Source organism: Colwellia sp. 75C3, assembly GCF_002836255.1.
Taxonomy (GTDB): Bacteria; Pseudomonadota; Gammaproteobacteria; order Enterobacterales; family Alteromonadaceae; genus Colwellia.
The window spans coordinates 110,544-124,456 of record NZ_PJAU01000047.1; the positions used below are offsets into that span (position 1 = coordinate 110,544).

At 38.9% G+C, this 13,913-nt stretch carries 12 protein-coding genes; 1 reads left to right on the forward strand and 11 read right to left on the reverse strand.

Features of this window, described 5'->3' with window-relative positions:
- Positions 1-186: 186 nt before the first annotated feature.
- The 11 genes from CXF85_RS09800 to CXF85_RS09855 form a co-directional block, all read right to left on the reverse strand.
- Positions 187-1,044, reverse strand: a complete 858-nt coding sequence (locus tag CXF85_RS09800; RefSeq protein WP_101228347.1) for a hypothetical protein — start codon at positions 1,042-1,044, stop codon at positions 187-189.
- 425 nt (positions 1,045-1,469) lie between these two features.
- The gene (locus CXF85_RS09810) at positions 1,470-1,952 is read right to left on the reverse strand and encodes a GNAT family N-acetyltransferase (protein WP_101228348.1); all 483 of its coding nucleotides are present in this window, start codon (positions 1,950-1,952) and stop codon (positions 1,470-1,472) included.
- Between the two features lie 360 nt (positions 1,953-2,312).
- The gene (locus CXF85_RS09815; protein ID WP_101228349.1) at positions 2,313-3,941 is read right to left on the reverse strand and encodes a nitrite reductase; all 1,629 of its coding nucleotides are present in this window, start codon (positions 3,939-3,941) and stop codon (positions 2,313-2,315) included.
- A 366-nt stretch (positions 3,942-4,307) separates the two neighbouring features.
- Positions 4,308-5,195 carry a uroporphyrinogen-III C-methyltransferase gene (gene cobA / locus CXF85_RS09820; RefSeq protein WP_101228350.1) on the reverse strand — a complete coding sequence of 296 codons (888 nt, stop codon included), beginning with the start codon at positions 5,193-5,195 and terminating at the stop codon, positions 4,308-4,310.
- Positions 5,196-5,307: 112 nt separating this feature from the next.
- Entirely contained in the window at positions 5,308-6,549 is a 1,242-nt protein-coding gene (gene nirJ / locus CXF85_RS09825) for a heme d1 biosynthesis radical SAM protein NirJ (protein WP_101228351.1), read from the reverse strand.
- A gap of 59 nt (positions 6,550-6,608) precedes the next feature.
- On the reverse strand, positions 6,609-7,175 hold the full coding sequence (gene ahbB, locus CXF85_RS09830) for a siroheme decarboxylase subunit beta (protein WP_101228352.1): 567 nt from the start codon (positions 7,173-7,175) through the stop codon (positions 6,609-6,611).
- A 138-nt stretch (positions 7,176-7,313) separates the two neighbouring features.
- Positions 7,314-7,871, reverse strand: a complete 558-nt coding sequence (locus CXF85_RS09835; protein ID WP_232771145.1) for an Lrp/AsnC family transcriptional regulator — start codon at positions 7,869-7,871, stop codon at positions 7,314-7,316.
- Positions 7,864-8,979, reverse strand: a complete 1,116-nt coding sequence (gene ahbB, locus CXF85_RS09840) for a siroheme decarboxylase subunit beta (RefSeq protein ID WP_101228353.1) — start codon at positions 8,977-8,979, stop codon at positions 7,864-7,866. Before ahbB (CXF85_RS09840) ends, CXF85_RS09835 begins: the two co-directional genes overlap by 8 nt.
- A 118-nt stretch (positions 8,980-9,097) precedes the next feature.
- Entirely contained in the window at positions 9,098-10,351 is a 1,254-nt protein-coding gene (locus tag CXF85_RS09845; protein WP_101228354.1) for a cytochrome D1 domain-containing protein, read from the reverse strand.
- Positions 10,352-10,454: 103 nt separating this feature from the next.
- A complete protein-coding gene (locus CXF85_RS09850; protein WP_232771146.1) occupies positions 10,455-10,826 on the reverse strand; it encodes a c-type cytochrome in 372 nt (123 codons plus the stop codon).
- A 195-nt stretch (positions 10,827-11,021) separates the two neighbouring features.
- A complete protein-coding gene (locus CXF85_RS09855; RefSeq protein ID WP_101228355.1) occupies positions 11,022-11,588 on the reverse strand; it encodes a bacteriohemerythrin in 567 nt (188 codons plus the stop codon).
- 419 nt (positions 11,589-12,007) lie between these two features.
- Between CXF85_RS09855 and CXF85_RS09860 the strand changes: the two genes are divergently transcribed.
- Positions 12,008-13,636, forward strand: a complete 1,629-nt coding sequence (locus CXF85_RS09860; RefSeq protein WP_101228356.1) for a cytochrome D1 domain-containing protein — start codon at positions 12,008-12,010, stop codon at positions 13,634-13,636.
- Positions 13,637-13,913: the final 277 nt, after the last annotated feature.

A 13,913-nucleotide genomic window follows, 5' to 3' on the forward strand; every position in this document is an offset into this window, starting at 1 on the left:
CCTGTAGGTGAATGCTTTTTTAGTACTAGTGACTATTCGTATTAGGCACATAAGCCACTTGGCATCACTTTTATAAACTTGCTTAATACGCATAGTTTATAAAAGTGAATATACAGGCTAACAGGTTTTATTGACAAAAAAACCTGTGGAAAGTCGATTCAAGTAAAAACGAGACAAAATAGATATCTATTTACTATTAGCTGCGATTAGTTGTGCATGGTTAGGATTAGTAGATTGTTGTAAATACAATGAAATCTCTTTGTGCGCTTGGCGAAAGGGTTTATATAAATGAGACTTTAGTTCTTTCTTTACCTGTTTAATTTCAACGCCTTTCATGACACAAAATAATGCTAATGCATAAACTGTTTCTAATTCAGGTAACGCTGCTTGACGGTTAAGGTTTTGGTTATTACACGAGCCACAACCGCCTTTAAATTGGTAAGCGGTATTGGAAAAAATGACACCAAAGCCCATAAAGCAAGCAACTAAATCTATAGTTTGCGCAAAGACTTCTTGGCCACCTGGTGCACTTATACCTGAGGAAATTGCGCCATGTTGATTAACTAAAATACCTGCTTGTCTTTGCACTAAATAGGCAATCATATCTTGCGGTTGATTAAGCTGACTTGAATGAAAAGCAATGCCTATGCTCGCATCTAAGCTCCCAGCTATAGCTTCCCCTTCAACTTTATAACTTATCTGACTACCTGATACTGAGCTGACCTTTGCGCTTTCTCCACGCAGCGATGATGCAAATGTTAGCTGAGGCATAGGTTTTTGCACAAAACTCTCAGCAGGTTCAAGCTTTATCGGCCATTGGCTCATACCCGCGTACTTGAGGGTATTGGCAAAGATCGCAGCGGACATTTCTTCGGCGCTGCTTGAGCTACCCGGATAAAAAGTATTATTAGGTAATATTAACTCACTATTTTTTTTGAAAAAATCGCTATCAAGTTGGTCGAGACACCAAGAAAAAGTATCAAAAATCCATTCTTTGCTTGATTCATCAATGACAGGTTTTGTTTTAAAAAAAGTTGATAACATTAATGGATAGCCTTTATTTATTGCGAATTAGCCCATGAGTGAGCTTTAATTTTATATACCCGCTCTACTTGAAAATGCTCGTTTCAGGAAACCTGAGCGAATCATATTCAAGGCACATTTTTTGTTAAGGGTTATTCCCTTAAAAATAAATGTAACGATGAATATGGTTTACTCCGGCTTCCCCAAAGGGCTGGTTTATAAACGCTTTATGTTACGTTATTGATTTCGACAATAGAATAACTATTATTTTCAATCAATGCCTTACTTAAAGGCGTTTATAATTCCAGCTGAATTCTGCATCTTCAAGTGGAACGGGTATAAACTAGGGTAATTAAGAACTAGCTAAGAGTAAACTTATTTCAAGACAGTAACGATTAGAACGACATTACTTACAAGGTATAAATAGCTGTGCTGTAGTGAATAGATTACAGCTGTTTTAACATCCACACATCACAACCGCTGTGGATAGTACCTGCTAAGGGGTTATCTAGATGGATGAAACCGAGATTTTCATAGAGAGAAATTGCTGATGTCATGCTAGTTAATGTATCTAAGTAGCATTGTTTGTAGCCTTGAGCTTTAGCAAAAGCTAAACAGTGATCAGTAAGTTTTTTGCCAAGGCCTAACCCTCGACTTTCTGGCAGTAGGAATAACTTACGTAACTCACATATTTCATCACTATCATTAAAAGCAGCAATACCACAGCCACCAACTATTTTCTCTTCGATAGTCGCAACTAAGTAACAGCTAGCATCTTCATTTTTATAATGCTCGCTCATTGCATTAACTTCAGCATCAGAAGGGCCAAAGCCTTCACCTACGGCGCCAAACTCTGCACCAACTTTTTTAATTATTTCGCAAACCTGTAGGTCCTGATGTGCTTTGATGGGCTTAATTTCATAACTCATTAAATTTTTCCTAACCAATGTAATTGTCTTTTTATTACTATATCAGTTAGTCAGATACCCATGTTACTTTAAGATGCAGGATTCAGCTGGAATTAGAAATGTCTTTAGACAAGGCATTGATTGAAGATAATGGTTATTCCCTTGTCAAAATCAATAACGTAGTATAAAGCGATTCTAAACCAGCCCTACGGGGATGTCTGAACGAATAATGCTTTTCGTTGCCTCTCTTTTTAAGGGAGTAACCCTTAATAAAAAGAGGCGCCTCGATCATGAATCGCACAGGCATCCTGAAACTAGCATCTTGAAGTATTATGGGTATGGTTGAGTTATCCATACTTGGTAAAAAAACATCAATAGCATTTAGTGACTTGTACCTTTCTCATAACTAATTTTGTTAAAAACATTGTATTTACCTGACGGTTTTTTCATTGGCATACGTTTTACTATTTCTAATGTGTCAGCATCGTAGACAATTAACTCACCGTCCATATCCCACACGCTTAACAGTACGTATTTTCCGTCTTTGGTAAACTCGACATGAGCGGCATTTTTACCTGGTGATGGTGATAAGGTTTTCACTATTTCTAACGTGCTCTTATCAATAACATGTACTTTGTCGTTGTTCGGGCCAAAGAATACATCGGTCCAAGCATAACGTGATTTACTGTGGCTGCGCATAAAGAAGCCTGGTCCTTCGGTTTTAATCTCTTTAATGATGTTCCAATTTTCCATATCAATAACGGTAATTTTACCTTCCTTGATATTAGGTGAAGCAAACACTTCCTTACCTTGATAGTTCCAGGTAATACCGGATCCTAAGTGTGGCATGCCGGTTAAACCAATTGAAGCTATCTTTTTCTTAGTGTCTAGATTTATCACTTGGCCATTGTGACTGTTACGGGCAGTACCAATTAAGTTGATGTAATCTGGGTCGAAGAAAAAGTCATTTAAGTAATCATCAGTTTTAATGCGACGAATAGGGAATTGCTCATTTTTGTTAGATAAGTCAGCTTTCCAACCTTCCGCTTTGGCTTCAACTCTATAGTCATGTGCCCAGCCTTTATAGACATCAACGCCACCTTCATCACTGTAAGGTATTTCCCATACTTCTTTGACGTCTTTTAGCGCGACGATAAAGCTAAAGCGTGGTGGTGCATTATATACAGCGCTAACACGTGAGCTATTGCCGTCGCTATCGATAGCATCAATTACTTTAAGAGGCGATAAGTCAGTAGTCTTGAGTATTACTACATTGTTAGGTAAGTAGTTTCCGACAATTAAATAGTTGCCATCATTTGATATGGCGATGTTACGGGTATTAATTGCCGCGCGAACTTCACTGACGGTTTTGCGGTTATAAATATCGTATTTGCTGATCCAACCATCACGAGAGGCAAAAAATACAAAACGGCCGTCAGGTGAATACTTTGGCCCGCCGTGTAAAGCGAAGCGCGTTTTAAAACGATCTAATGGCTCAAAGGTGTCGCCGTTTAATAAGGTCGCGCTGTGGTCACCCAATTCAACAACAATGAATAAATTCATTAAGTCAGCATCAAATTGGGCTTCATTGGGTAATTTTCTTTGATCAAAATGTTGTACTTTTGACGCGTTAATATCGGCGAGAGTCCAACTAAGCGAGGCTTTTGATGGCGTATAAATGTAATTAGCTAAGCTGGCGATTTCGTTTTTGCTTAGGGTTTGACTAAAACTAGGCATTTGAGTGGCAGCACGACCATTATTGATAACCTTAATCGCTTTGTTTTTACGGAAACGAGCAAGATTTTCTGGTAATAACGCCGGACCCATAGCGCCTAATCGGTCAACGCCATGACAGCTTTGGCAATTGTCTTGATAGAGCTTCTTGGCTGCAGCTTTTTCAGTGGCAGACATCGTGGTCTTTTTGGTTGGCGCTGCAGTGGCAATATTGGTGTAAAAGGAACTAGATAAAATCGCCACACAAAGTGAGATAAGAAAAGGGAGTTTAGTCATGGTAGAACCTTTTGAATTTGTCATTTTCTAGTCGTTATGCTCGTGATGTCTTAATAGAGCATCCAGTTTTAAAACAAATGGATTCCCGATCAGTGAACTCGGGAATGACGGTTGTTGGGCTGGTAGCTTAATCTAAGTTCCAACCTTCTAGTCGTCATGCTCGTGGTGTTTTAATCGAACATCCAGCTGTTAAGCCAATGGATCAGGACAATGTGCGTCCTGCATTGTCTAATAAGTAGCATCCACTCTACGTTCCGATCAGACATTTCGGAGATGACGGTTATTGGGCTGGTAGCATTAAGCTAAGTTCCAAGCCTTCCAGTCGTCATGCTCGTCGTGTCTTAATCGAGGATCCTGTTGTTTTATTTACGCTATTTTTTCAGAGACTGATTGAACATAGTCATTTGCGTCTAAAAAACCGGGTGTTTTTAATTGTTGTTCAGTGAGCTGGTTTACTACATCACCAATAACGATAAGTGTTGGTGGGGTAATGTTGTGTTTTTCAACAAGCTCAGCCAAGTTACCGATAGTGCCACGATAGGTTTTTTGTTCAGGTTGTGTGCCTTTGCGAATTAAGGCTGCTGGCGTATTAATATCTCGGCCATGCTCTACTAATTTTTCTGCAATTTTTGATAAGGTATTAATGCCCATGTAAAACACAACCGTTTGGGTTGGGCAACATAAACTCTGCCATGGTAAGTTAAGCTGACCATTGTTTTGAATATGGCCGGTAATGAAGGTACAACCTTGCGCAACACCACGATGTGTTAACGGAATACCTGCATAAGTAGTACAACCCGATGCGGCAGTAATACCTGGGCAAATATGACAACTTACGCCATTTTGTAGCATGTACTCTGCTTCTTCACCACCACGACCAAATATAAACGGGTCGCCGCCTTTTAAGCGCAATACTCTTTTACCTAAGCGCGCTTCTTCTACTAAAATTTCGTTAATTCGGTCTTGTGGTACGCAATGTTTGGCTTGCTCTTTACCGACGTAAAAACGTTCACAGTTATCTGGTAATAGCGCTAGTATTTCATCACTCACCAATCGGTCATAAATCGCTATTTCAGCTTGTTCAATAAAACGCATAGCACGAATAGTCAGTAATTCTGCATCACCAGGACCAGATCCTACTAAGGCAACTTCGCCTTGGTTTAATACTGATTTTCCTCGTGCGGAGATTTTTCCATTATCTACAGAGATGATGCTGCTTGGCTGGTTTGATTGATTTAATGATGATGTATTCATGCTCTCGCCTTATTGCACTTGAGCCCATTTTCAGGACAGGCTCGGTTGCTTAATTAGTTTCTTTAGTTTTATATACGTTCATTTACGTTAAGAATTAGTTTGCTGTTCGCTGTTAAACTTCGACAAATTGAATTGCATTGTTTTTATCGTTCTCATTAGCTAACTCGTTGGAAAATTTTGATGGCGGTGGGGTATAACCTATTTCACTGTCATCTAAGTAGCAGCCAGGATCTTCTGCCCAAGCATCACCAGATTGTGCAAAAGCACGAGTGCGGGTATTACCACCACAGATATTTAAAAACTTACATTGTGCGCAGCGACCTTTAACCGGACGAGGACTTTGTCTAAAACCAAGCATTAATGGGTCTTGGGTGTTTTTCCAAACGTCAGAGAATTTTTCTGTTTTTACATTACCAATGGGGTGATTCCACCAATAGGTATCAGGGTGAATGGTGCCGGTATTGTCGATGTTAGCGACATTAACGCCACTGGCATTACCGCCCCAATTAATTAAACGTTGCTTTAAATTGGCAATACATTCAGGGTGACTTTCGCCAAATTGTTTGGTGGCCCATTTTAATAAAAAAGGTCCGTCGGCATCGTTATTACCGGTGACAAAATCGGTTTCTATGCCTTGGCTGATATGAGACCAAGCACGTTCATAGAGCAATTCCATTGCATCTTTAGTCATCTTGAACATGGCATCATCTTCAGCGGTACGTTTGCCACGGCCAGAGTAATTCAAATGAGATAGATAGAATTTATCGACGTTATTTTCTTCCATTAGATCTAACATCGCAGGTAAATCTTTTTCGTTATCCTTGGTTAAACAAAGACGCATGCCGATTTTTATACCTGCCTCTTTACATAATTTAATGGCGTGCATTGAGGTTTTAAAGCTACCTTTTTGTCGGCGGAATTCATCGTGAAATTCTTCTAAACCATCAATACTAATACCAACATATTGATAATTCGCTGCTTTGATTTGGGCAATATTTGACTCATCAATTAAAGTGCCATTAGTCGAAAGGGCAACATAAAAGCCTTTTTCTTTAGCGTAAGCGGTAATTTCATAAATATCAGGGCGCATTAAGGGCTCACCACCTGAAAGAATTAACACAGGTACGTGTGCAACCTTCAAATCATCAATGGTGGCTTTAACTTGCTCGGTTGATAACTCATCTTTAAAATCAATGTCTAATGAGGTTGCATAACAGTGTTTGCAACGAAGATTGCAGCGACGGATCAAGTTCCAGATAACTACAGGACCAGGCATTTTCCTTGCCGCTTTTACTGGCTTAAATTCAGCCATATCATCATGCAATGTTTTTAAAAGTTGTGAGATTCTAAACATAATATTATACCTTGCCCTTGGCGTTTTTCTTGTTGCGAACAAGCGTAGCGCTGAATTAGCTATCGCTTTAAACGCAAACCTGTTTTTTTCAATATTGCTGTGCTGGTTAACATATCATTACTTTTAGTCATGAAGTCTTGACTTAAATCATGGTTGCGCGTGACCAATACCTCTTTTAACAATTCTTTGATCTGACCCCGATACTTGGCTATTGCTTCAGGGGTTTTTCCGTGCACCATGGCAAATAAATTGTAATTCCATTGAGGTAAATGGCGCGGGCGAAGGTAACAATGACTGACAAAAGGTAGCCGACCAACGGCGTCACCAAATCTTTCAGCTTGCTCATCATCAATATCCCACACAGTCATACCGTTGTATTGATAACCTAATTTGTAATGATTCGGCACGGCTGCTATACGTCTGATAACCCCGCGATCTAATAAGTCATTGGTTAATGCCAAAATAGCTTCAACACTCATCTCCATTTGCTCGGCAATATGATGATAAGGTTTTTCAATAATGGGTAAGCCATTTTGCGTGAGCAGAATATATTGGCGTTCTATTGCTGTTAAAGTGGGCTTCTGTTTGGTGGGTGCATTTTGTTTTTGTCTTGTTAGTTCTATCATTATTTATAGCTCGTGTTTTTCATTCTATTCCCGAGATTACTTAGTCGAAAACTCAGTTTAAATAATTTGAGTAAAAGTACATGGATCCTCGATCAGATACTTCGAGGATGACGTCGCTCATTAATCAGATCTGCTAACTTATACGGGTAGGTATAAACCCACGTAAAACTCTTTAAGTTTTGGAGTGTTGAGTACACTCAGGCCTGTTTTTTCTTCGATGGCTGTAATAACACGTTCAATTTCATCGGCTTCTTCTGTCGCGATAACAAACCACATATTAAATCTGTGTGTACGACGGTAGTTATGAGCTATTTGTTCGAAACTATTTACTTGCTCGGTCACTTGGTCAAAATCTTCATCGGGCACAGCGAGTGCTGCTAAGGTAAATGCGCCACCTAAATAAACGGCGTCAAACATTGGGCCAAAGCGGCTTAATACTCGGCTTTCTTTTAATTCAGTTAAATGCTGTATTACTTCAGCTTCAGTGCTACCAAGCTCATTAGCGATTTGCTCAAAGGGGCGCTCACAAACAGGTACACCGTGTTGCAGTAAGTTGATCAGGCTTTTATCAAGGGCAGAGAGCTCGGCTACCTCATGACAAATCTTTTCATTATTGGTTGCGGTATTCATTACGTTAGTTGTTACCTTAGTCGCTATTTTGTTAGCCGTAGCTGGGCTTAAAGTGGCGTTATCCATGAGCTTGTCCTTGTTGTGAACTGTTCACAGCATTGTTGCTGCTTTTTGCCTTACCGCTCTTTGTTTTGCCATAACGTGCGCCATGTTGTTTATAAGCTTTAAAGCTAAACAGCACATCTTTTTGGATTGACTCAAGGCCTAGTTGCTCTGTTATCTGATCGATTTGTTGTAAAACCAAGGCTCTATCAGTGCCATGAATCATGCAGAATAAGTTATAAGGCCAATCAGGTAGACGCCGAGGGCGTTGATAACACAGTGAAACAGGGGCACATTTTGCTAGTTTCTGAGCAATGCCATCCATGTCGTCGTTAGGAATATTCCAAACGACCATGGCATTAGCGTCATAACCTAGTTTTCGATGTTTAATGACTAAACCAAAACGGCGAATTAAGCCTTCTTCTTGCCAAAGGGATATTTGCATTATCACTTGCTGCTCTGTCAGCGATAGTTGCTGGGCAATCACCTGGTAAGGTAATAAACTCGTTGGTAGACCTTTTTCTATGGCGCAACGTAAAGCTACTTTTTCAATGTTAGTTAAGCTGGTTACATCACTATCACTATCAGTAAAAGTAACAGGTTGGTTTTCTTGATTAGAGGTAGCGCTTTCTACACCGGTAACATTAATGCTAAACGCTAAGTCAATATGGTACGACGCTTCCATTGGCAATACTAAAACAGCTAAGCCTGTGAGTAATTCAATATTTGCTAGGGTGTTATTAAGTGCCACCATATCGCTAGCTGTTACAACAAACCAAAGGTTGTAAACGTGCTCTCTGCCGTAGTTATGATTTACTTGATCAAACTGGTTCACAATACCGGCAATTTTGTCTAAGTCTTTTGCTGGCACAGCAAGTGCAGCCAAGGTACTTGCCCCTGCTTTTTTATGATCAAATACTGGCCCAACACGTGATAGTACTTCTTGGTTGTTGAGATCATCAATAGCTAGAAATACTTTTAGCTCATTCGTGACAATATTAACTTTTGCCAATTGCTCAGCAATTGTTTTATAAGGCTGGCTAGTAAGCGGGAAGCCCTTTTGGCTGTTATTAATAATGTCTTGCTGTAATTGTGAGATATCAGCGATGTCTTTAGTCATATTTTTAGACATGGTTACAAGCCTATTTTGTGTGCGCGATTATTTGGAGTGATGAAGAAAATACCACTTGGGATTTTTGCTAATGTGAGTGGATGTAAATCAAGCACCTGCATTTTTAAAGTTATCATGATTACAAGCCTATTTGATGTGCGCGATTGGTGAAGAAAATACCGCTCGGGCTTGATGATTTAAGTGTTTTTTGCAAGGTTTGAGTTTTAGTGTCGTATATTTGAATTTCATTGCTATCACGTACTGACATCCATACGTGTTCGCCACGTGGGGTAAATTCCATGTGTAAAACTGCAGGACCAGGAGTTAAGGTTTTTACTAACTCAAAAGTTTCAGTATTAAATATCTGAATAGTGTTGTTGTCAGGGTAGGCAAAGTTAACCCATATTTGACGGTTATCAGGCTGCGCCATAACAAAGATTGGCTGGCTATGAGCCGGGATCTCTGTCACTTGTTGCCATGTTTTAGTGTTTACCACTAAGACTTTATGTTGGCCCACTGCGGGCATAAAAGCGTAATCGCCAGCGATTGCCCAACCTTCTAAATGTGGCATTTTATACACAGGTAACTTCTGCTCGCCTTTACCGTAGTTAGGTAAAATGCGTTTAACGCCTTTTTCAATATGCCATAAATCAAGTAATGCCATACCGTCTTCACCAAAAAGACCTGCTATATAGTAGCGACCGTCGGGGCTCATTAATGCGTCGTAAGGGAATAAGCCAATATCGGTAAATTTAGTTAGCTTAGGTGCAAATTTAAGTGTTTTACTTTTTTCAATATCAGAGAAATCAGCAACCCAAATTTCATTACTGTCGAATAAGCTAAAAACAAATTTATTATTCGGCGCATCAACTAAGCCAACCACTTTAGAACGTACCGGGCTGCCATCTTTATTTTTAGGCTTAGTGGTTAAAATTGAGCTGTCGATTGTGGCGACTAATTCTAAGGTTTCACTGTTAAATACTTTTACGCCGCCTGGTGTGTAGTTTGATACGGCAACTAATTTACCATCTTGACTAATTGCGCCGCCAATACTGTTGCCTGACTGCATCACTCGTTTGGCTATTTTATCTTTAAGAATATCTATTTTAGTTAAACCACCATCACGACCAAAAACATAGGCGTAACGTTGGTCACGTGAGTAAACAATAGAAGCGTGAGATAAATCTCCTAAGCCATCTATTTCGGCTAAAACTTCTTGATGTGTATGGTTAATAATTTGCACTTGACCTGTGGCGCGTTCAATAACAACACCCATATCACCTGTGGCGCGTAATGGTACTTCAGCGATGTCATTAGTTGTCTGACTCGAGCAAGCTGCAATAACGCTAGATAGTATGGCAACGCTCGCTATTTTTATTAATTTAGTGTTCATCGATTTTCCTAAAATTTGCTATAAAGTTGTTCTAAATAATTATGAATTCCCGATTGAGTAACTACGGGAATAACGGCTTGCCGTTGTGTAACTAATTTTGTTATTACGGCTTAGCTATTTTTCCTGCTTTTAATTGTTGAGATATCCATAATGCTTCTTGTTCGGTTAATAGGGTTTTCCATGGCGGCATAGCCGTGCCAGTGCGACCATATAAAATGGTATGTTGTAAAAAAAGTACAGGTTTACCTTCAAGGTTTTCAGGTAATAAAGCGGGGCCTAAACCACCTTTTAAGGTCATGCCATGACAAGATCCGCAATCTTGTTGAACGATATGGGTCAGTTGATCTTTACGTGCTTGAGGTAATTCGTCTTCACTGCTGATAACGTTCACCGCAACAACTTCTGTAACAAAGGTAAGGCTTAATAAATGAGTAGCCATAACTAAGCAGCTTAAGGTGATTTTTAAATAACTCATTTGTTTTCCACTGTGCTTTTTAAGTTGGCTTAACCTTATAACGCTTAGGGGAATAGTTTTTTGTCAAAGATCATACTTTGATAAGGAAGTACGGGGGCTTTTTTGATTTAAATCATCGAAAGAGGGATTAACAAAAAAAAGAGCCTCAAGGAAGCTCTTTATTGTATTTAGCTGTGAAGATTGTGTGATTAAGTGTTAATAGATACCCTTATTGTGTAGGTGCTCAGAATACTGTTTATCGGTACCATTTATATGATTTATTAACCAATCAGATAAGAAGCTGGCAATTTCATCCAAGGCATCATGTCCTTTGTCATTGTATAGCTGTACAAATTTTTCAACTTGTCCAATCATCACTTTATGCTGCGCTTTATGGGCGATTACATCGGGGTAGTCATTATCTTCCATCATTTTTTCTTCACGCTCAAAATGATATTTGGTATAGCTAATTAATTCGTTTAACGCTTCTTTTTCAAAAGATTCACTCATTGCATAGTCGTAAGCAATGCTGAAATTATTTAATAAACTGATCAGTTTTTTATGATCATCATCTATATGAGCTATCCCTACACTGTACTCCTCACGCCACTCTACTTGTTTTGGATTAGATTTTTTCTTGTAAAGTATAGGAATCATAACTAACACCGCAATTAAGATCCAAGAGATGGGATTGGCCATACTTGATAAAAAACCTAAAAATATGGCAACAATAATTAAGCCGATGATAGCCGCATAAATAAAAGACTTAGTGCGATTCTCCATGAATAATACCCCTAAAAAAAATATGGTTAAGTGTTTGTAACGTTGACTGAATAGTAGCGCTTAATACTGATGAACAAGTAGTATTTTTATAATTGAAAGCGTCATTTGTTGACCTTGATCAACTTGTGTATTCATTAACAATTATTTTTTTTTAAACTTGATCTGCATCACATTTTCAAAAGCAGATATAGATGATAGTGCGGATAGTAATATTTAGTTACATAAATGACGCATCAACGTTTAACACATTTATGTGTTAACAAATTTCCTGAAGATGCCTTTTTTATCAGAATTTCAGTTGATTGGATCTTAATAACTCTGACCGACTAAATGAAAATGATTAATCAGTTAAACGAAGGTAAATCATTATTTAACTTGTTTAACAAAAAAAATAATTTTTAAAATCTGGAGAGTACCCAATGAAAAAAGTGAATTATGGTCTTTCAGCACTTGGACTTGCAATCGGAATGGCTGCTACTGGTCTTAGTATGACAGTATCTGCTGCTGAGCCGACGTTAGCTGAAGCTGATTATGAAAAAGCAAAACTACAATACTTTCAGCGTTGTGCTGGTTGTCACGGTACATTGCGTAAAGGCGCTACAGGTAAAAACTTAGAGCCTAAGAGCACAATGAAAAAAGGCCAAAAGCGTTTAGAGAAAATTATCGCTTTAGGTACTGAAGGCGGCATGAACAACTTTGATGACTTGTTCACTAAGAAAGAAATTGCCAACATGGCCACTTTCATTCAAATGGAACCACCTGTTCCACCAGAAATGTCTTTAGAGCAAATGCGTTCACATACTAAAGAGTATGTTGCACCAAAAGATTATCCAACTAAGCCAATGCATGGTTTAAACTGGAAAAACTTCTTTGTTGTTATCGAACGTGACGCAGGTACTGCGGCAATTATTGATGGCGACACTAAGAAAATCATCACTCATATCGATACCGGTTACGCAGTACATGTAATCAAAGGTACTGAGCATCATAAAATTGACCATGCAAAAGATGTTGGTCGTTTTTGGTACACCATTGGTCGTGACGGTAAAGTTAACAAGATCGATTTATGGCAAACACCTGACAAAATGTTAGTTGCTGAAACTAAAATGGCTTATGACGCTCGTGATATCGCTGTTTCTGGTGACGGAAAATACGTAATTGCTGGCGGTTACTGGCCTGCGCATTTCGTTATCATGGATGCTGTAACGTTAAACCCACTTAAAGTTGTATCTACTCGTGGTTACAATACTAAAGGTGAATTCATCAATGAAGCACGTGTAGCGGCTATTTATACTTCGCCTCTAACCTCTTCATTTATCGTTGCTGTTAAAGAAACAGGTCAAATGTTACAAGTTGATTATACCGACTTAGATAACTTAACGATTACTAGCATAGCTTCAGCTGAATTCTTACATGATGGTTTCTTCGACCCTTCAGGTCGTTACTTCCAAATTGCTGCTAACGCATCAAACAAAATGGTTGTTATCGATACTATCGAACGCAAATTAGAATCGATGATTGAAGTTGACGCATTACCACATCCTGGTCCTGGCGCTAACTGGATTGATAAAAAATGTGGTCCTGTTGGCGGCACAACTCACTTAGGTGTCGGCCTAGTTTCTGTTTGGGGTAACGATCCAGTGGGTCATCCTGATCAAGCATGGAAACTTTGTTATGAAGTTGAAACAGATGGTGCTGGTGCATTTATCCGTACCCATGAAACTTCACAATACGTTTGGGCTGATCAACTTAAGCATCCTGAGCCAGAAGTTCAACAGTCAGTGCAAGTATTTGATAAAGATACTCATGAAATTGTTAAAACTATCCGTGTAACAACAGAGCCAGGTAAAGCGGCACTTCACATGGAATTTAACAACGATGGCTCTGAAGTTTGGGTTTCAGTTTGGAACCGTAAAGATGCTAAAAATCCAACAGGTGAAATTGTTGTTTATGATGCAAAAACGCTTAAAGAGTTATACCGCATTAAAGGTTTAACTACCCCAACAGGTAAGTTTAACGTGCACAACCGTATGAACCACAAAACCTAGTTAACTTTTCATCTTGTTGCTGAATCGTCCAATTTAGGCGTCAAGAGTACTCATTGACTATCGTCAACTCCGTGCTCTTTCCTTTAAATAAAACGATTCAGCTTAAAGCTGATTTGTTAATAATTAGCGGCAAGTTGAAATGTAATAGATTAAGTAATTAAAGGCATGGCTAATGCCGTGCCCTTTTTATTTTCATTTTAAATGATTATTAGTAGTGAAAATAGAAAGGGTTGTAACCTTATTTTTAAACAGGTTACTACGCCTTATAAGCATTGCA

Coding starts and splice junctions, on each gene's coding strand:
- CXF85_RS09800 (WP_101228347.1), bottom strand. CDS start 1,044: ATGTTATCAACTTTTTTTAAAACAAAACCTGTCATTGATGAATCAAGC.
- CXF85_RS09810 (WP_101228348.1), bottom strand. CDS start 1,952: ATGAGTTATGAAATTAAGCCCATCAAAGCACATCAGGACCTACAGGTT.
- CXF85_RS09815 (WP_101228349.1), bottom strand. CDS start 3,941: ATGACTAAACTCCCTTTTCTTATCTCACTTTGTGTGGCGATTTTATCT.
- cobA (WP_101228350.1), bottom strand. CDS start 5,195: ATGAATACATCATCATTAAATCAATCAAACCAGCCAAGCAGCATCATC.
- nirJ (WP_101228351.1), bottom strand. CDS start 6,549: ATGTTTAGAATCTCACAACTTTTAAAAACATTGCATGATGATATGGCT.
- ahbB (WP_101228352.1), bottom strand. CDS start 7,175: ATGATAGAACTAACAAGACAAAAACAAAATGCACCCACCAAACAGAAG.
- CXF85_RS09835 (WP_232771145.1), bottom strand. CDS start 7,871: ATGGATAACGCCACTTTAAGCCCAGCTACGGCTAACAAAATAGCGACT.
- ahbB (WP_101228353.1), bottom strand. CDS start 8,979: ATGTCTAAAAATATGACTAAAGACATCGCTGATATCTCACAATTACAG.
- CXF85_RS09845 (WP_101228354.1), bottom strand. CDS start 10,351: ATGAACACTAAATTAATAAAAATAGCGAGCGTTGCCATACTATCTAGC.
- CXF85_RS09850 (WP_232771146.1), bottom strand. CDS start 10,826: ATGAGTTATTTAAAAATCACCTTAAGCTGCTTAGTTATGGCTACTCAT.
- CXF85_RS09855 (WP_101228355.1), bottom strand. CDS start 11,588: ATGGAGAATCGCACTAAGTCTTTTATTTATGCGGCTATCATCGGCTTA.
- CXF85_RS09860 (WP_101228356.1), top strand. CDS start 12,008: ATGAAAAAAGTGAATTATGGTCTTTCAGCACTTGGACTTGCAATCGGA.